General features: G+C 39.9%; 16 protein-coding genes. 7 read left to right on the top strand and 9 right to left on the bottom strand.

The genetic code is table 11. The annotated features are described in order from the left end of the window. Window positions 1-120: 120 nt before the first annotated feature. From HY063_07860 to HY063_07835, 6 genes are all read left to right on the top strand, one after another. Window positions 121-933 carry a ParA family protein gene (locus HY063_07860; GenBank protein ID MBI3501695.1) on the top strand — a complete coding sequence of 271 codons (813 nt, stop codon included), beginning with the start codon at window positions 121-123 and terminating at the stop codon, window positions 931-933. 106 nt (window positions 934-1,039) lie between these two features. Then, the gene (locus HY063_07855) at window positions 1,040-1,951 is read left to right on the top strand and encodes a ParB/RepB/Spo0J family partition protein (GenBank protein ID MBI3501694.1); all 912 of its coding nucleotides are present in this window, start codon (window positions 1,040-1,042) and stop codon (window positions 1,949-1,951) included. Beyond that, window positions 1,944-2,528: a hypothetical protein gene (locus HY063_07850; GenBank protein ID MBI3501693.1), complete on the top strand. Its 585-nt coding sequence runs from the start codon at window positions 1,944-1,946 to the stop codon at window positions 2,526-2,528. Before HY063_07855 ends, HY063_07850 begins: the two co-directional genes overlap by 8 nt. Window positions 2,529-2,557: 29 nt before the next feature. Next, entirely contained in the window at window positions 2,558-3,274 is a 717-nt protein-coding gene (dapB, locus tag HY063_07845) for a 4-hydroxy-tetrahydrodipicolinate reductase (GenBank protein ID MBI3501692.1), read from the top strand. A gap of 46 nt (window positions 3,275-3,320) precedes the next feature. Further along, the gene (lepB, locus tag HY063_07840; protein MBI3501691.1) at window positions 3,321-5,051 is read left to right on the top strand and encodes a signal peptidase I; all 1,731 of its coding nucleotides are present in this window, start codon (window positions 3,321-3,323) and stop codon (window positions 5,049-5,051) included. 46 nt (window positions 5,052-5,097) lie between these two features. Beyond that, on the top strand, window positions 5,098-6,396 hold the full coding sequence (locus HY063_07835) for an aminotransferase class V-fold PLP-dependent enzyme (protein MBI3501690.1): 1,299 nt from the start codon (window positions 5,098-5,100) through the stop codon (window positions 6,394-6,396). A 4-nt stretch (window positions 6,397-6,400) separates the two neighbouring features. Here the strand turns inward: HY063_07835 and HY063_07830 are convergent, their stop codons facing one another. The 5 genes from HY063_07830 to HY063_07810 all read right to left on the bottom strand — a co-directional run bounded on the left by HY063_07830 (window position 6,401) and on the right by HY063_07810 (window position 12,954). After that, window positions 6,401-8,272, bottom strand: coding sequence for a menaquinone biosynthesis decarboxylase (locus HY063_07830; GenBank protein ID MBI3501689.1), 1,872 nt, complete (start codon window positions 8,270-8,272; stop codon window positions 6,401-6,403). After that, window positions 8,273-9,595 (bottom strand): citrate (Si)-synthase, encoded by a 1,323-nt coding sequence (locus tag HY063_07825; GenBank protein MBI3501688.1) that lies wholly within the window; start codon window positions 9,593-9,595, stop codon window positions 8,273-8,275. Between the two features lie 98 nt (window positions 9,596-9,693). Beyond that, window positions 9,694-10,983 (bottom strand): phosphopyruvate hydratase, encoded by a 1,290-nt coding sequence (eno, locus tag HY063_07820; GenBank protein ID MBI3501687.1) that lies wholly within the window; start codon window positions 10,981-10,983, stop codon window positions 9,694-9,696. 78 nt (window positions 10,984-11,061) lie between these two features. Next, entirely contained in the window at window positions 11,062-11,919 is an 858-nt protein-coding gene (locus HY063_07815; protein MBI3501686.1) for a hypothetical protein, read from the bottom strand. Between the two features lie 66 nt (window positions 11,920-11,985). Then, the gene (locus tag HY063_07810) at window positions 11,986-12,954 is read right to left on the bottom strand and encodes an acetyl-CoA carboxylase carboxyltransferase subunit alpha (protein ID MBI3501685.1); all 969 of its coding nucleotides are present in this window, start codon (window positions 12,952-12,954) and stop codon (window positions 11,986-11,988) included. Window positions 12,955-13,079: 125 nt separating this feature from the next. Here HY063_07810 and HY063_07805 point away from each other — a divergent pair, with 125 nt between their 5' ends. Then, complete coding sequence (locus HY063_07805; GenBank protein MBI3501684.1) at window positions 13,080-13,970, top strand: 4-(cytidine 5'-diphospho)-2-C-methyl-D-erythritol kinase; 891 nt, start codon at window positions 13,080-13,082, stop codon at window positions 13,968-13,970. Between the two features lie 2 nt (window positions 13,971-13,972). Here the strand turns inward: HY063_07805 and HY063_07800 are convergent, their stop codons facing one another. From HY063_07800 to HY063_07785, 4 genes are read right to left on the bottom strand one after another with little or no spacing between them, the layout of a single operon-like run. Then, on the bottom strand, window positions 13,973-15,049 hold the full coding sequence (locus tag HY063_07800) for an LptF/LptG family permease (protein MBI3501683.1): 1,077 nt from the start codon (window positions 15,047-15,049) through the stop codon (window positions 13,973-13,975). Further along, entirely contained in the window at window positions 15,049-15,420 is a 372-nt protein-coding gene (locus HY063_07795) for a CrcB family protein (protein MBI3501682.1), read from the bottom strand. Before HY063_07795 ends, HY063_07800 begins: the two co-directional genes overlap by 1 nt. Beyond that, window positions 15,410-15,973, bottom strand: a complete 564-nt coding sequence (locus HY063_07790) for a phosphatase PAP2 family protein (GenBank protein MBI3501681.1) — start codon at window positions 15,971-15,973, stop codon at window positions 15,410-15,412. The genes HY063_07795 and HY063_07790 overlap by 11 nt, the downstream gene beginning before the upstream one ends. Then, window positions 15,966-17,387, bottom strand: a complete 1,422-nt coding sequence (locus tag HY063_07785; GenBank protein ID MBI3501680.1) for a hypothetical protein — start codon at window positions 17,385-17,387, stop codon at window positions 15,966-15,968. The genes HY063_07790 and HY063_07785 overlap by 8 nt, the downstream gene beginning before the upstream one ends. Between the last annotated feature and the right edge of the window lie 102 nt (window positions 17,388-17,489).

Genomic DNA, 17,489 nt, shown 5'->3' with positions numbered 1-17,489 from the left:
AATTCATTAGCGTTTTCAACACAGGGTAATTAACACGCCATTGTTTATAGTTTCGCTTCGCTTCAAAATCATTTCAGAGTACTTTTACCACAATAAATTTTATTACAAAAGAAAATCCTTATGGGAAAAATCATTGCAATTGCAAATCAGAAAGGCGGAGTTGGAAAAACCACCACCGCAATAAATCTTGCCGCTTCGCTCGCGGTGCTTGAACATAAAACGTTGCTTGTTGATGCCGACCCGCAGGGCAACGCAACTACAGGAGTTGGCTTCGACCCGAAAAAAGTGGGAGGAACAATTTATGAATGCATGCTGAATGATATTGACCCTTCGGAAGCAATTCTGAAAACACAAACACCGCACCTGAAACTTCTTCCTGCGAATATTGATTTGGTGGGAGCAGAAATTGAACTCATCAACCAGCCGAACCGAGAATATATGATGAAAAAAGTTTTTGAGAAACTGAAAAATAAATTCGATTTCATCATCATTGACTGCTCGCCTTCGCTCGGGCTCGTAACTGTAAATTCGCTTTGTGCTTCCGATTCCGTAATTGTTCCCGTGCAGTGTGAATATTTTGCGCTCGAAGGTTTGGGAAAATTGCTGAACACAATAAAAATTGTTCAGCATAAATTAAATTCCGAACTTGCCCTCGAAGGAATTCTTCTCACCATGTTCGACTCGCGCCTGAATCTTTCCAAGCAAGTGGTGGAAGAAGTGAAATTGCATTTTCAGAATATTGTTTTCGATACGATTATTCACCGCAACGTTCGCGCAGCCGAAGCGCCAAGTTTCGGTGAAACAATTATCATGCACGATGCAGGCAGCAGCGCGGCTGTAAATTATCTCAACCTCGCGCGGGAAATTCTGCAGAAGAACGAACTTACCCGCTTGACAGAGGCGGAGAGAATTATCAATATAGCGGAAGAATAAAAATCTTCGAAAAACGAAACGATACGAAAAGCAAAAAATGTCATTTGTGAAATTCGTACCAAGATTCATTACTTCGTTACCAGAAAATTCATAGTATATTAGCAAAATGACAAGGCGAACTTCACTCGGAAAAGGACTCAGCGCATTGCTCGAAGATTCTTCTTCTGAAATATCTTCAGCATCGAGAATTGCAAGTGGAAATTCTGCCATTGCAGGAACAGTTGCAAATATTTCTCTCTCGCAAATAGAAGCAAATCCTTTTCAGCCGAGAAATGAATTTGAAAAACAGGCGTTGCTTGAACTTTCGCAGTCAATAAAAGAATATGGATTGATTCAGCCGATTACTGTTCGAAAAGTTTCTACAAATAAATTTCAGATTATTTCCGGTGAACGAAGATTCCGCGCGTCACAGTTGGCAGGGCTGGAAGAAATTCCCGCCTTCATCCGTATTGCAAATGATAAAACAATGCTTGAGATGGCGCTGGTGGAAAATGTTCAGCGCGAAGATTTAAACTCCATTGAAATTGCGCTCGGCTACAAACGTTTGATTGAAGAATGCAATTTGACACAGGAACAACTCAGCCAAAAAGTCGGACAGGACAGAACTACGGTTACAAATTTTTTACGCCTACTGAAACTTCCGGAACAAATTCAGGCAGCGCTGCGCGATAAAAAAATTTCAATGGGACACGCGCGCGCGTTGCTTTCGGTCAATGATTCTGCAGCGCAAATAAAAATTCTGAATGATATTCTGAAAAATGAATTGTCGGTGAGAAGAATTGAGGAATACGCGAGGAATTATTCGGGAAAGCAGCCAAGTCAAAAGTCAAAAGTCAAAAGTCAAAAGAATAAAACAGCCGCTCTTTCATTTGAGGAACAAAAATTAAGCGAAGACCTTGCAGATTTGTTTAAGACAAAAGTATTTTTCGAAAAAAATAATGATAAAGAAGGAAAAATAGTGATTCACTTCAATGAACAAACTCTCAAAAGAATCAAATCTATTCTTGAACTTGACTAAATCTTTTTCGCTTCCATTTTTTTTACTTTTTGCTTTTCACTTTCTACTTTTTTCATTTCTTTTTTCTCAGGACACAGCAAAAACTTCTGTCAAAACAATTTCTTCTTCTGCGGAAAAGAAAAAAGTTTCTATTCATTCTCCAAAGAAAGCCATGATATTTTCCGCAGTCATTCCCGGACTCGGACAGGCATACAACAAAAAATACTGGAAGATTCCCATTGTGTATGCTACGATGGGCTCCACAATTTATTTTTTTGATTTCAATAATAAGTTATACAGGCAATACAAGCAGGCCTACATTTACAAAACCGATAATGACCCAAACACGATTGACCTCTATCCTTATTATGACGAAACGCAACTCAAAGAGCAGGTTGCCTATTACCGAAGATACCGCGACCTGAGCGTAATTCTAACAAGTTTATTTTACACGCTGAATATTGTGGATGCGTATGTGGATGCGCAACTGAAAACTTTTGACGTGAGCGATAATCTTTCTATGAAAATTTTCCCCAGCATAAATTTAACTTCTCAGAAAAACCCTGCGCTTGGTTTGACTATGACATTACGATTCTAATCGTATCTTCGCTTTCAATTTTTTTTCAAATGCAAATCGCACTCTTTGGCTACGGAAAAATGGGGAAAGAAATTGAACAATTCGCTCTTCAGCGCGGGCATGAAATTATTTTGAAGGTTGATGTGCACAATGCCGAAACATTTTTGAAAGAAGATTTGAAAAAATGTGATTCTGCAATTGAGTTTTCCACTCCGCATACTGCGATTTCAAATATGAATAAATGTTTTGATGCGGGAGTTCCTGTGGTGGTTGGCACAACCGGCTGGTATGATAAATTGGAAGAAATAAAAAAGATTTGCAACCAAAAAAATGGATGTTTGTTTTATGCTTCCAACTTTAGCGTGGGAGTAAATATTTTTTTCAAAGTTAATGAATGCCTGGCGAAGATGATGAACAACTATCCCGATTATAAAATCTCCATAGAGGAAATTCATCACATTCATAAATTAGATTCTCCGAGCGGAACAGGAATTTCTCTCGCAAATCAAGTAATGCAAACCATCTCGAAGAAAACTAAATGGGTAAATTCAAAAACTGAAAAAGAAAATGAATTGGAAATTATTTCAAAGCGCGAAGGAGAAATTTCGGGAACGCACATTGTAAAATACCATTCTACCGTTGACAATATTGAAATTATGCACAAAGCGCATAGCAGAAAAGGTTTCGCGCTCGGTGCAGTTCTCGCAGCAGAGTTTGTGAAGGGGAAGAAAGGAATTTTTGGAATGAACGACTTGCTGAACCTTTAACATTAATTAACTTAGTCGCTCGAAATAATAAAATATTTTTGCCAATATGAATTTACTCATCCTACTTTTTCTTCTCGGTGTTATACTTCCTTTTATCGGCCTCTATAAAATTTTTGAGAAAGCAGGTTATCCCGGATGGAAAGGGCTTGTCCCTTTTTATAATTATACAATCTGGTTAAAGATTATCGGCAAACCAAAGTGGTGGATGATTTTTTTGGTGATTCCGTTTATTAACATGATTGCGCTTCTCCTGATGCGCGCTGACCTTGCAAATGTTTTCGGAAAAAGAAGTTTTGTTGACCACTTGGGCGCGTGGCTTTTTCCTTTTATCTACTTACCCTATCTTGGATTCAGTAATCTGAAAATAGTTGGATATTCAGACAAAGACAAATTAAAACGAGGAACCATCCGCGAATGGGCAGACGCAATTGTGTTTGCCGTGATTGCCGCAACCATCATCCGCACTTTTCTCATCGAAGCATTCACCATTCCTTCTTCTTCAATGGAAAGAACTTTGCTCAACGGAGATTATTTATTCGTCAGCAAATTAAGTTATGGTCCGAGAATTCCGATGACACCACTTTCAATTCCATTTGTTCACAGCAGTTTCATGGGGAAAAAATCGTATGTGGAAAGTGTACAGCTTCCTTATTATCGCCTTCCCGGTTTTGGAAAAGTGAAACGTAACGATGTGGTTGTTTTTAATTTTCCGGAAGGAGATACGGTTGAATTAGAAAGATCAAATGAAAGTTATTATTCAAGAGTTAGAATTAAAGAAAGAGAGTTTAAAATGAAAAAATTAAATATAGATCCACGACAATGGATAAAACAAAATTATACTGTTATTTATCGTCCAGTCGATAAAGAGGACAACTATATTAAACGCTGTGTTGCAATTGCTGGAGATACTCTACAGATTATAAATAGAAAACTTCTAATCAATGGAAAAGAAGCATATTTCGCTTCTACAGCTCAATTTAATTATGATATTAAGTTAGAAGGAATATTGAATCCTAAAAAAGCTGAAGATCTAGAATTATATGAAGGAAGCCAACCTTCAAGAGATAGCTTTCAACTTTCATATCCTCTAACAGAAAAAAATAAAGAAAAATTAAAACAGTTTTCTGCTATTAAAGAAATATCTGTGCAACATTATCAGCCAGGAGAATACTTGCCACAAATGATTGAAGGTTCTTTCAATGCCGAAGGGCTCGCAGAATTAGTAGATGATGTTTTTCCTCACTCACCAAAGTTCAAATGGAACAGAGATAATTTTGGTCCGCTTGTGATTCCGAAAAAAGGAGTGACTGTTAAATTAACCATAGATAGTTTGCCTTTGTGGGAAAGAATTATTTCTCTCTATGAAAAAAATGATTTGAAAGTGAAGGATGGAAAAATTTATATCAACGGAGCCGAAGCAAACGCCTACACTTTCAAACAAGATTATTACTGGATGATGGGAGACAATCGTCATAATTCGCTCGACTCGCGCTACTGGGGTTTTGTTCCCGAAGACCACGTGGTGGGAAAAGGAGTTTTCATCTGGATGTCGCTCGACCCGTTTGTTTCGGGAATAAAAAAATTCCGGTGGAACAGGGCATTTACTTTTATTTCTGCCGAAGGATTATCGCGCTCGTTCTTTATTCCCTTCTTAATTATTCTTATCGGATTCTTCGGCTGGCAATGGTATAAGGGAAAGAAGATGCCGGAATCCATGGCTGTTCCCGGTATAAAATCATTTTATAAGGAGAAGAAGAATCAAGACACCACGAAATAATTTTTGGCAGTTCCAAAACATTTCTCACCTTCGGGAAAAATTTCACATGCCATCACGTAGAAACTTTCTCAAGCAAGCCGCCTGTTTCACGGGCGCATTTCCGTTTCTGGAAATTACCAATTCATCTTTCGCGAAAGAATTTCAGAAGCGCGCGGAAAAAAATTCTTTGCTTCTACCGGATGCTTCGTCTTCCGATGAAGATTTCTGGGGATGGATTAAGGAGCAGTTCACCGTTTCACCCAATCTTCTCAACCTGAACAATGGCGGAGTTTCTCCTCAGCCAAAAATTGTGCAGGACGCGCACATAAAATATTACCAGATGTGCAACGAAGGTCCTTCCTATTATATGTGGCGCATTTTGGACCAGGGAAGAGAAGCGCTTCGCGAAAAACTTGCCGACCTTGCGGGAAGTTCGCCCGATGAAATTGCAATTAACCGGAATTCGACAGAGGGATTGAACACATGCATTTTCGGATTGAACCTGAAAGCAGGCGATGAAATAGTAACAAGCAAAATGGATTATCCGAACATGGTGAACGCATGGAAGCAGCGCGAGAAAAGAGAAGGAGTGGTGATAAAAAGAATTGAGTTGCTGCTGCCCGAAGAAGACGATGCTAAAATTACGAAGCAGTTCACCGACCAATTCACGGACAAAACAAAACTCGTTCACATCACGCACATGGTGAACTGGAGCGGAAATATTTTACCCGCGCGCATGATTGCCGATGAAGCGAAGAAACGCGGCATTGATGTGCTTGCCGACACCGCGCATTCGTTTGCGCAAATTGATTTTAAGTTTTCCGATTTGAACTGCGATTATGCCGGAGTGAGTTTACATAAATGGCTCTGCGCTCCGTTTGGAAGCGGACTGCTATATATAAGGAAAGAAAAAATAAAAAACATCTGGCCCCTGCTTTCCGCGCCCGATACGCAAAAGGAAGACGACATACGGAAATTTGAAAACCTTGGCACGCGCTCGTTCGCCAGCGAAATGGCGATTGGTGCGGCTGTGGATTTTCACAATGTGATTGGCGCAAAAAGAAAAGAAGAACGCCTGCGTTTCCTTAAAGAGTACTGGGTTGAAAAAGTTACAAAAAATCCGAAAGTAAAAATTCACACGTCAAAAAATCCGAAACACTCCTGCGCGCTTTGTGTTTTTTCCATTGAAGGATGGAAGCCCGAAGACATTGAAGCGAAACTTTTGGATAAATATAAAATTCACGTCATCACCATTAACTGGGAAAATGTGCATGGCTTGCGCGTAACTCCGAGCGTTTATACTTCCACAAAAGATTTGGACAGGTTTGTGAAAGCAGTGGAGGAGATTGCGAAGGAAGCCAAGTAAAAGTTCATTCTTCCGCTACCGCTCCACCGGCATAAAGTTGCTTTCTATATTTCAAAGAAGGTGATTGTATGAAGGAACTTTTTTCTCCGAACATTTTTTTCCACTTTTCATCAACAGATTTTATTGTTGCTTCATCTGCGCAAATAATATTGGGCCAGGGTCTGTTAAAATTATCAAACTCTTTTGTCTTTCGCGTTCCATCCAATCCAATTCCATTTTCATAGAGAAAAGAATCACGCTTAGGGTCAAAGTTATTTGCGAAACGCCAGATGCAATCTTTGATATCTGAAATATCTGCCTTGTCTTCTACATAAATTACAAACTTAACTCCTGCAAACTCTTTTAAGAAAAAAAGTTTTTCATTCAGTTCTTTAATATGATTCTTTCTATTCTTCTTCACAGAAATAAATACAACCGAAATTCCTTTTTGCAAAAGTGAATCATTGATTGCAATTATTTCTGGAAATTGTTGCTTGATATTTTGTATTTGACTTGGAACTTGGAACTTGGAACTTGGAACTTGAGACTTTGTTGTTGCATCTAAACAAAGTTTTCCTCCAAACGCAAACTTAGAGCAGGCATGGTCGAGCACATCCATGGGGCCTTGCGAAAAATAAATATCATCGGCAGGATTTACATTCTCTGAAATTGCTTTCGCGACTTCTTCATAATTATGAATATTTGTTTCTCCATCCACAATCACTAAAATCTTATTGAACATCATTTGCCCCGCTCCCCACATGGCATTCATTACTTTCTGCGCGTGGCCTTCATATTCATTTTTAATTTTCACGATGACAAGATTATGAAATACACCTTCCACCGGCATGTGCATGTCAATTATTTCTGGGAGGATTGTCATCTTGATAGGAGCAAGAAAAATCCGTTCAATAGCTTTTCCCATCCAGGCATCTTCCTGCGGAGGAATTCCAACAATCGTGGAAGGATAAACCGGATTCTTCTTATGCGTGATACAAGTAATATTAAATTTCGGATAATAATCTGCGAGAGAATAATATCCGGTGTGGTCGCCAAATGGTCCTTCTAAAATAAATTCTTCATTGGGGTCAACATATCCTTCAATAATTATATCCGCATCGGCAGGCACATACATCTCCTGTGTTAAACATTTTACTAGTTCCACTTTTTTCTTCCGTAGAAAGCCGGTGAACATATATTCATCAAAGTTTGGCGGAAGCGGACAAGCAGCAGAAAAAACATAGAGCGGGTCACCGCCCAGCGCAACTGCAACAGGCATTCGTTTGCCGAGTTTTTTATATTCATTAAAATGCCCGGCAGAAACTTTATGCTTGTGCCAGTGAAGCGCGGTGAGTTTCGGTCCGAACACCTGCATTCTGTACAAGCCGACATTTCTTATTCCGGTTTCAGGAGAAACAGTATGAATGACAGGAAGCGTTAAAAATTTTCCGCCATCGTGCGGCCAGCATTTCATCACAGGAAATTTTGTGATGTCGGTATTTTCCATTACTACTTCCTGGCATTCCCCTCTGCCTGATTTGGTTTTCGGCATCCAGGAAGAAATTTTTCCCAGTTCAGGAAGCATTTTTAGTTTATCTGACAAAGAATTCTTTGGAGAAGTAAGCGAATGAAAAAGTTTTTCGATGTCCTTTGCTACATCATCCAACTTTTCCACTCTCAAAACCATGCACATTCTTTTTTCAGAACCCATGGCGTTGATTAGAAGGGGAAAATCTTTTCCAGTGTTCTCAAATAATAAAGCTTTGTTGTGTTGTGATTTTGAAATCCTGTCAACTATTTCTGCAATTTCCAATTCGGGATTTACAAATTCTCTAATGCGGATGAGTTCTCCGGCTTTTTCAAGCGCTTCAATAAAATGTTGAGAAGACTTGAACATCTACGCAGTAACTCCAACTTTCTTTTTCAACGCATCAATGGTAATAGAACCCGGACGTTCAATCGGCAGGCCAAGCACTCTGTCCCAGATTAAAGAAGCCATTACACCCAGTGCTCGCGAAACTCCGAAGAGCACGGTGTAATATTCAAACTCTTTTATTCCGTAGTGCATGAGCAATGCTCCACTGTGCGCGTCAACGTTTGGCCAGGGATTTTTTATTTTTCCGGTTCCTTCCAAAATTGGCGGAGCAACTTTATATATCATCTGCACAATTTCACAAAGTTCGCTCACTTGTCCGTCTTTTTTTATGTAGCGGTTATAAAAATCCTGCTGCGCGGTGAAGCGAGGATCGGTTTTTCTCAGCACCGCGTGACCATAACCCGGAACTACTTTTCCTTCTTCCAAAGTTTTTTTGATATAATCAGCAATTTGTTTTTCCGTGGGAAGTTTTGTTTTGAGTTCTTCCTGCATTTCAAAAATCCAGTGAACCACTTCCTGATTTGCAAGACCATGAAGCGGACCAGCCAAACCATTTAATCCTGCGGCAAAAGATAAATACGGATCGCTCAAGGCAGAACCAACCAAATGTGTTGCGTGCGCGGAAACATTTCCACCTTCGTGATCAGCGTGAATCGTCAAATATAACCTCATCAATCTTCTTACATCAATGGAATTATAACCGAGCATGTGAGCGAAGTTTGCCGCCCAATCCAGTTTTGGGTCGGGCTCAATGTGATCGTCCTTGTGATATTTCTTCCTATATATATAGGCAGCCACACGCGGCAGGCGGGCAATTAAATTCATCGCGTCCTCATAGGTATATTCCCAATAAACTTTTTTGCTGATGCCTTTGTGATAGGCTTCCGCGAATTCAGATTCTGTCTGAAGCGCCATCACTCCAATGCTGAACATCGTCATTGGATGCGTGTTGATTGGTAAATGATCAATCGTGTCAAACACGTGGCGCGGAACAATGGAACGTCTTGCCCAATTATTTGAAACATTCATCACATCATCTTTGCTGGGAAGTTCTCCCATTAACATGAGATAAAAAATTCCTTCGGGAAGCGGTTCAAAACCTTTTGGCGCTTTAGGAAGTTTGTCGCGGAGTTCAGGAATGCTGTAGCCGCGAAAACGGATTCCTTCTTCCGGATCGAGTTTGGAAGTTTCGGTAATCAGCCCGACAATTCCTTTCATGCCCTGGTAAGTTTGCGCGATGGTGTATTCACCCAACTTTTTTTCTCCGTGCTCTTTGATGAACGCTTTTACATCAGCCGCAATGGGCAGCGCTTTCTCTCCGAATTTTTCCTGTAATGTGTCCATGTTATTTGGGATTTGTCATTCCGAACGCAGTGAGGAATCTCCTGATAATTTGCAATTATAGTAATGAGATTTCTCCCTTTGGTCGAAATGACATTTATTTATTTTAAGTATTTAAAATCTTTGCCGGGATAAACTGCTGCTTCACCGAGTTGTTCTTCAATTCTCAAAAGTTGATTGTACTTTGCAACTCTGTCTGAACGGGAAGCAGAACCGGTTTTTATTTGTCCTGTATTCAATGCAACTGCCAAATCTGCAATGGTGGAATCTTCTGTTTCACCCGAGCGGTGGCTCATTACTGCTGTGTAAGAATTTTTATACGCCAGTTGCACAGCGCTGATTGTTTCTGTCAGTGTTCCAATTTGATTCACCTTTACAAGAATTGAATTCGCAGCGCCTTCATCAATTCCTTTTTGAAGCCGGATAACATTGGTTACAAATAAATCATCACCGACAATCTGAATTTTTTTCCCAAGTTTTTCTGTCATCAGTTTCCAACCATCCCAGTCATCTTCCGCCATTCCGTCTTCAATGGAAGCGATAGGATATTTTTTCACCCAATCCGCCCAGAAGTTTACCATATCAGCAGAAGAAAGTTTTTCTCCGGAAGATTTTTTGAAAATATATTTTTTTGTTTTCGAATCATAAAATTCTGAAGAGGCAGCGTCCATCGCGATGTAAATATCTTTTCCGGGTTTGTATCCTGCCGATTCAATTGCTTTCAAAACATATTTAATTGCTTCTTCATTTGATTTTATGTTCGGAGCAAATCCGCCTTCATCGCCCACATTAATAGAAAAGTTTTTTTCCCTCAGAACTTTTTTCAGGTGATGAAAAACTTCCACGCCCATCCGCAACCCTTCGCTGAAAGTGGGCGCGCCCACAGGCATTATCATGTATTCCTGAAAATCCAAACCGTTATCCGCATGCGCGCCTCCGTTCAGAATATTCATCAACGGAATGGGAAGCGTGTTTGCATTCACTCCACCGATATATTTGAAAAGCGGCAGGCGGCATTCTTCCGCAGCGGCTTTCGCCACAGCAAGCGAAACGCCCAGCATTGCATTAGCCCCTAAACTCTCTTTGTTATCCGTTCCATCGAGCGCAATCATTTTTTTATCAATTCCACCCTGGTCAAAAATATATGCACCATTTAATTCTTGCTTGATAACTGTATTCACATTGTTCACTGCCTTCTGAACTCCTTTGCCGAGATACTGATTTTTTTCTCCATCGCGAAGTTCGAGCGCTTCGTGCTTTCCGGTGGATGCTCCGGAAGGAACTGCCGCTCTTCCGAATGCTCCCGCATCGGTCAGCACATCCACTTCCACCGTTGGATTTCCTCTTGAATCAAGAATTTGTCTTGCGGTAATATTTGATATGAAAGGCATATTGTTTTTCTTTTCTTAGGGATAAAAAAAGTCCTCTAAAAAATTTTCAGAGGACTTTTTGTTTTTCAGTATCATTTTTTAACTTGTGATTTTATTTCTCAGAGCAGAAACTTTTTCCCGCAGGGCAGGAAGTCCATCCGCATTCCAGCCGGGACGGGCATAGGAAGCAAAAATAGTTTTCATCGGCTGCATTTCCTGCAAAAGTTTTGCGCAATCGGCATTGCTTTTATATGCTTCGAGGAGTTGATATATATAGGTAAATGCACTGCAATGCGCAGAAATGTTTTTATAAATGTCTTTCGTGTTCGCCCCTGTTGGATTTGTATTCAGCCCTTCAATGGAAATGAATACGCTTTCCACCCATCCTCCGGTAACGAGCATAACGGTTGTTGCCACGCGCTGATTGGAACGAAGATTTTTTTCCGCTTTGTCAAAGGCTTTATCAAGCATCATATTAAAAGTATCGGGCTTGCTGATGTTTGAAAGAAGTTGTTTTGAAAACTCCGGGTCAAATGCGCTGCTGATGCCAAGATCGGTTGCGAGTTTGCTGATTTGAGTAAGATATTCCAGCGCATCCTGCGGCTGATTGTAAGCAGCGGCAATTCCCAAATCAGCGCCCAGCGCGCCCATGCCGATTGCTTTCTGGTAATTGGAAGAATAACCTCCGGCTTTTCCCGATGGAAGAAGAAAACTTTTGTTGTAGGCGATTTTTGCAGCGGAAAGTTTGGATGTTAATTCTGCCGGCTTGGGAATGTTCACGCGAATCAAATCAAAATCTACTCTGACTTGTGAACTAACCGTATCGGTGGTTTGTTCAAAATCTTTTAGTTCAGGATTTTCTTCCTTGCTTCCTCCGCAGGAAGAAAAAAATAAACCTGCTAACGCCACAAAAATTGCAGCGAAAGAAATTGTGATGGGAGAAATTTTTCTGAGCATACTATGGGGTTATTAAATAAGTTGCGCCAAAGATATATTTTTATTGTGATTTGCTGCACATATTTTTTATCCTGAAACGGTTTCTCTTGCAACTACACCCATGGAGCAGAATTTTTCAACTCTCATTTTCATCCGCGCATCTGAATTTATAGTTTCTAATTCCGCAAGATATTTTTGAATTTCTTTTTTGACAAAGTTATACGTTTCTTCGGGATTTGTATGCGCACCTCCGAGCGGTTCGGGAATAATTCCGTCAATGAGTTTTTGTTTCAGCATATCTTCCGCAGTGAGTTTAAGCGCTTCGGCTGCTTTTTCTTTGAAGTCCCAACTGCGCCATAAAATAGAAGAACACGATTCGGGAGAAATCACCGAGTACCAGGTGTTTTCCAGCATCAAAACTTTATCGCCAATTGCAATGCCAAGAGCACCGCCCGATGCGCCTTCGCCAACGATGATGCAGATAACGGGAACTTTCAGCCGCGCCATTTCATAGAGATTGCGCGCAATGGCTTCGGCTTGCCCGCGCTCTTCGGCTTCAATGCCGGGATAAGCGCCCGGAGTATCAATCAAAGTTACGATGGGCTTGTTAAATTTCTCTGCGAGTTTCATGAGGCGCAAAGATTTTCTGTATCCTTCAGGATTCGCCATTCCGAAATTCCGCAGTTGCCGTTCTTTCGTTGTTCTTCCTTTCTGCTGACCGATGAACAGGATTGTTTTTCCATCAAGCGAACCGAATCCACCGACCATTGCTTTATCTTCTTTCACAAACCGGTCGCCTGCAAACTCAATGAAATTTCCTTTGGTGAGCGCATTTATATAATCCAATGTATAAGGGCGGTCGGGGTGGCGGGAAAGTTGAACACGCTGCCAGGGGGTGAGGTTGGAAAAAATTTCTGCGCGCTTGCCTTTTATTTTTGTTTCAAGTTCGAGAACCGTTTTGCTGACATCTATTTTACTTTTCTGCGCGGTCTGCTTCAGTTTTTCAATTTGCTCTCTGAGTTCGGCAATGGGTTTTTCAAAATCCAGATAATTCATAGGTGCGGATAACGAATTGTCTACGAATATACGAAAGAAGTCAAAAGACAAAATTCAAAAGTCAGAAGTGAAAAATTATCTTTTGTTGTTATTCGTAGATTCGCATAAGATTTGTTATCCGTACTATGATTACTTTTCCTAACGCAAAAATAAATATCGGTTTAAAAATTATCCGCAAGCGCGAAGACGGCTTTCACGATATTGAAACGGTGATGGTGCCGCTGAAAGGAATTTTGTTTGATGCGCTGGAAATAATTTCCAAGTCAAAAGTCAAAAGTCAGTCCGAAGGACTCCTTACGGAAAAGTCAAAAATTGAAATTCTGATTTCGGGAATAAAAATTCAGGGAGAAGAAAAAAATAATTTATGCGTGAAGGCATACGAACTTCTAAAAAAAGATTTTCCGCTTCCTGCGGTAAAAATTTTTCTTCACAAAGCAATTCCCATGGGGGCAGGGCTGGGTGGTGGCTCGGCTGATGGCGCCTTCATGCTCAAATTGCTGAACGAAGAATTTGAACTGGGATTGGCATGGGGAGAACTTCACCATTATGCGCGGCAACTCGGAAGCGATTGTTCTTTTTTCATCAGCAACCAGCCCGCATTGGCAAAAGGCAAAGGAGATGAACTTGAATCCATACAATTAAATTTAAGCGGCTGTCACATTGCTGTTGTTTATCCAACTATTCATGTGAGCACGGCTGAAGCATATTCAATGATGGAAGAATGGAAGAATGGAAGAATGGAAGAATGGAAAACTCCCCAACCTTCCAACCTTCCATTCTTCCAACCTTCCAAATTACCTATTAAAAAGTGGAAAGAAACTATTGTGAACGATTTTGAAAAAGTGATTTTTCCAAAACATCCGGAACTGAAAAAAATAAAAGAGAAACTTTATTCCCATGGAGCGCTCTATGCTTCCATGAGCGGAAGCGGATCGGCTGTGTATGGAATTTTTGAAAGCGAAAAAAAAATAAAAAAATATTTTTCAAATTATCATGTGTCGGAAGGAATTTTATAAAATCACTTCGGAGCAAACCGGAGCATATACAAAGCAAGCGCGGTAAAAATCACATTCGGAATCCACACGGCAATAAGCGCAGGCATTCCTCCGTTGGTGGCAAAGGTGGTGCTCACCTGCATGAAAAGTATATACGAAAAACTGATGGTCAGTCCTACACCTATGTGCCAGCCAATTCCTCCACGCACTTTGCGGCTGGCAACCGTGGCGCCAATCAGCGTGAGCACAAACGTTGCAAACGGAAAAGAACTTCGCCTGTATTTTTCCACTTCATAAAAAGGAATAAGGTGCGACCCTTTTTGTTTTTCTTCAGAAATAAAACCCGTGAGTTCCGGTGTTTGCATGGCTTCGGTGCGATTTTCTCTCCGCTTGAATTCGGCAGGAGAAATATTTATGATAGTATCCATTGCCAAACCGGTTTTTATTTTTTCATTCATGCCGTTAATTTTCCGTTCAAAAAAATTCTGCAGCGTCCATTTTCCCTTTATGCTGTCCCAAAAAATCCTATCTGCCTTCAGATAAAAATTCCGCTTGCCCTCCTGAATTTTTTCAAGCGCGAAATAAGAACCCGCCACGCTGTTGTTATCGAAAGCGGCAAAGTAGGCATAGGTATCGGGCGCAATGCGCACGTGAATGTTGCGGTCTAAAAACTGGTAAGGGCTGTGCAGATAAATTTCTTCAAACGCAAGGCGGGTTTTATTTGCCTTCGGAATTACATAGTGATTGAAATAAAGCGAAAGCAACGCAATGGCGGTTGCAGAAAGTAAATACGGGCGAAGCAGGCGTTTGAAACTCACTCCGCTTCCGAGAATGGCAATTATTTCAGAGCGATACGCCATGCGCGATGTAAAATAAATCACCGCAATAAAAGTAAACAGCGGGCTGAAAAGATTGGCGAAGAAGGGAAGAAAATTAAAATAGTAATCGAAAATAATTTCTTTGAGCGGGGGTTTTTTCGCTATGAAGTCCTCCATGCGCTCGGAAATATCGAATACCACCACAATCATCAGGATTAAAACAATGGAAAGAAAAAATGTTCCGAGAAATTTTTTGATGATGTATAAATCTAATTTCTTCATCATGCATTTGAACGAATGAAAATCGACATTATTCCGAAGCAAACCAAAATGCTGAGAAGAATATTCAACGCTGCATATAAATTATAACCGCCCTTAATCATTTCAACTGTCTCGTAACTGAAAGCAGAAAATGTGCTGAACCCTCCGCAGAATCCGGTAATGATTAGAAAGCGAATTGGCAAATCGGAATTTAATTTTTCTCCCATTAAAAAAACAGTGAGCCCCAGAAAAAAACAGCTCAGTGTATTTGAAATTAAAGTGGCGATTGGAAAACTTCCTCGGTAATAATTTACCATGAGCATAGCAATTCCGAAGCGAACCGCGCTTCCTATTCCTCCGCCAAGAAAAACATAAAGAAAATTATTGAGCATATTTTTTGTCTAAGTTCTTATATAATTTATACGTGACAAGTCCTAAAAAAATTCCAAGCGCCATTCCTCCAACAATATCGAATGGATAATGAACTCCTGCATACACGCGGCCGTAACAAACAAAACTTGCCCAAAGATACAAGCAAAGCGCAATACTCACTTTCCGAAAAAATAAACTGAGAAAAGTTATCAATGCAAAAGAATTTGCAGCGTGGTTGGAAACAAATCCGTACAAGCCGCCACATTCGCCATTTATCAGTTGAACTTTTCCCTGAAGCAGAAGATTATGACAAGGGCGGTAGCGCTGAAAAGTTTCTTTGAACAGGTGAACAGAAATCTGGTCAGAGAACGTAATAAGAATAGCAACCGATAAAACTACCAGCCACATTTTTTCCTGCTTTTTTCTCCACACAAAAAACAAAAGCAAAATGTAAAGAGGAATCCATGTTAATTTTCCTCCAGCTAAACTCATTACTTTATCCATGAACGGAGTATGATGCCCGTTAAATAAAAGAAAAAGCCGTGTGTCAACTGATTTCAGAAAATCAATCATGCTTATTGTTTTTTATCTCTTCAATTATTTTTGAAAATGCTTCGGAATTTTTTACGGAAGAAAATAAAGTATCGGATTGCATTCGCGCACTATCATTGAATCCGAGTATAACTGCATTCTGCAAATAAGAAATGGTTTTGTCGTTATTATTTTTCATGGCGTATAACTCTGCAAACATATATTGATGTTCTGAATTTTTCGGTTCAGCCATTTCATAAATTTTTAAATACGTTTCGAGCAAATCAAGTTGACGTTGCTGAAGAGCATTGGAGCAATTCATATACGCAAGCAAACTCAGATAACTCAACAGGCGCTTATTCATAGCAGCACTTTCCAAATCATTTTTAATTTTTAATTTTTGGTTGAGAGAATTTATTTCTTTCGTCCACCATTCCAGATTTTTCAAAAGAAAATTATTTCTGTATGCTTGCTGCGCCATCATTTCTTCTTTGGAAAGTTTTTCTTTTTTCTGCAAAATCTTTTTCATCTCTTCAGAATTCTTTAAGTCATTCGCTTTCTTTTTACAGGAGGAAATATCGGTGAGCCCATCGAGAAAATTTGCCATTCGTTTAGTCAAAATAAATTCATCATAAATATTTTTTCTCTTTTCCAAAGAATCTATTTTACTTTCATTCCTTTTTATAAAATTATTTACAAGCGAATCTTTTCTTGAAATCAATCCATCTTTCATTGCATTCATTTCGCACCAGAGAAAAGCATTTTCCACCTCTTCTGCAGGAGCCCATTCATGCTTTCCGTTAAAAATAATCAGATGATGCCGAATGGATGAATTGTCCATTGACGCAGCGAGAGAAATCATTTCGTTCATGTTAAAATCTTCGTTGCCGGCAAAGCCGATGTAATCAAATTTATTTTTGATTGGCTCGCTGAGCGAAGGAAACCCTGCGCCCATTCCAATCACTCCTGAAATTCCTCCGTCAAAAATTGCCACCGAACTTGCCACACGCGAGCCGCCCGAAAATCCGCAGGCATAAATTCTTTTTGCGTCAACATTTATTTTCTCCTTCACATCATTCATAAAAATTTTTATCTGCGGCTCATTGTCTTCCCAGCGCATTCCGTTCTTAGAATTGTTCGAGCCCGCAAGAATATATCCGTATTTCTCTGCTAACTCTTTATACTTATTTAAAGGAAGTTCTCCGCTTCCATGCGAGTCAAAAAAGAAAATAACGGGAAGTTTTTCATTCACAGGATATTTTTTCGGAAGATACAACGCATACTTGATTGAAGAATCTGCTTTGCATTTTATTGTATGAATGATAATTCCTCCGGGCAAGGAAGTATCTTTTGAAGAAACGGTATTAATTGGCGCAGGGATTTCGGCTTCATTCTTCGTTCCGGAAGAGCAGGAATAAAAAATAAAAAAATAGAAACAATAATAAATACACTTCATAGTTCACGCGAAGTTAGTAAATCCTCATAGTCAAAAAATATTTTTCATTTTGAAAAAAATTTCTCTAAACGAAAAAATATTTCCGGAAAAAACCTTTTCTAT

Source organism: Bacteroidota bacterium (genome assembly GCA_016195025.1).
Classification (GTDB): domain Bacteria; phylum Bacteroidota; class Bacteroidia; order Palsa-948; family Palsa-948; genus Palsa-948.
This window is presented reverse-complemented; position numbering and strand designations above follow the sequence as displayed.

Bases quoted from the DNA above. Each gene is read 5' to 3' on its own strand.
- HY063_07860 (MBI3501695.1), top strand. From the start codon at position 121: ATGGGAAAAATCATTGCAATTGCAAATCAGAAAGGCGGAGTTGGAAAA.
- HY063_07855 (MBI3501694.1), top strand. From the start codon at position 1,040: ATGACAAGGCGAACTTCACTCGGAAAAGGACTCAGCGCATTGCTCGAA.
- dapB (MBI3501692.1), top strand. From the start codon at position 2,558: ATGCAAATCGCACTCTTTGGCTACGGAAAAATGGGGAAAGAAATTGAA.
- lepB (MBI3501691.1), top strand. From the start codon at position 3,321: ATGAATTTACTCATCCTACTTTTTCTTCTCGGTGTTATACTTCCTTTT.
- HY063_07835 (MBI3501690.1), top strand. From the start codon at position 5,098: ATGCCATCACGTAGAAACTTTCTCAAGCAAGCCGCCTGTTTCACGGGC.
- HY063_07830 (MBI3501689.1), bottom strand. From the start codon at position 8,272: ATGTTCAAGTCTTCTCAACATTTTATTGAAGCGCTTGAAAAAGCCGGA.
- HY063_07825 (MBI3501688.1), bottom strand. From the start codon at position 9,595: ATGGACACATTACAGGAAAAATTCGGAGAGAAAGCGCTGCCCATTGCG.
- eno (MBI3501687.1), bottom strand. From the start codon at position 10,983: ATGCCTTTCATATCAAATATTACCGCAAGACAAATTCTTGATTCAAGA.
- HY063_07815 (MBI3501686.1), bottom strand. From the start codon at position 11,919: ATGCTCAGAAAAATTTCTCCCATCACAATTTCTTTCGCTGCAATTTTT.
- HY063_07810 (MBI3501685.1), bottom strand. From the start codon at position 12,954: ATGAATTATCTGGATTTTGAAAAACCCATTGCCGAACTCAGAGAGCAA.
- HY063_07805 (MBI3501684.1), top strand. From the start codon at position 13,080: ATGATTACTTTTCCTAACGCAAAAATAAATATCGGTTTAAAAATTATC.
- HY063_07800 (MBI3501683.1), bottom strand. From the start codon at position 15,049: ATGAAGAAATTAGATTTATACATCATCAAAAAATTTCTCGGAACATTT.
- HY063_07795 (MBI3501682.1), bottom strand. From the start codon at position 15,420: ATGCTCAATAATTTTCTTTATGTTTTTCTTGGCGGAGGAATAGGAAGC.
- HY063_07790 (MBI3501681.1), bottom strand. From the start codon at position 15,973: ATGATTGATTTTCTGAAATCAGTTGACACACGGCTTTTTCTTTTATTT.
- HY063_07785 (MBI3501680.1), bottom strand. From the start codon at position 17,387: ATGAAGTGTATTTATTATTGTTTCTATTTTTTTATTTTTTATTCCTGC.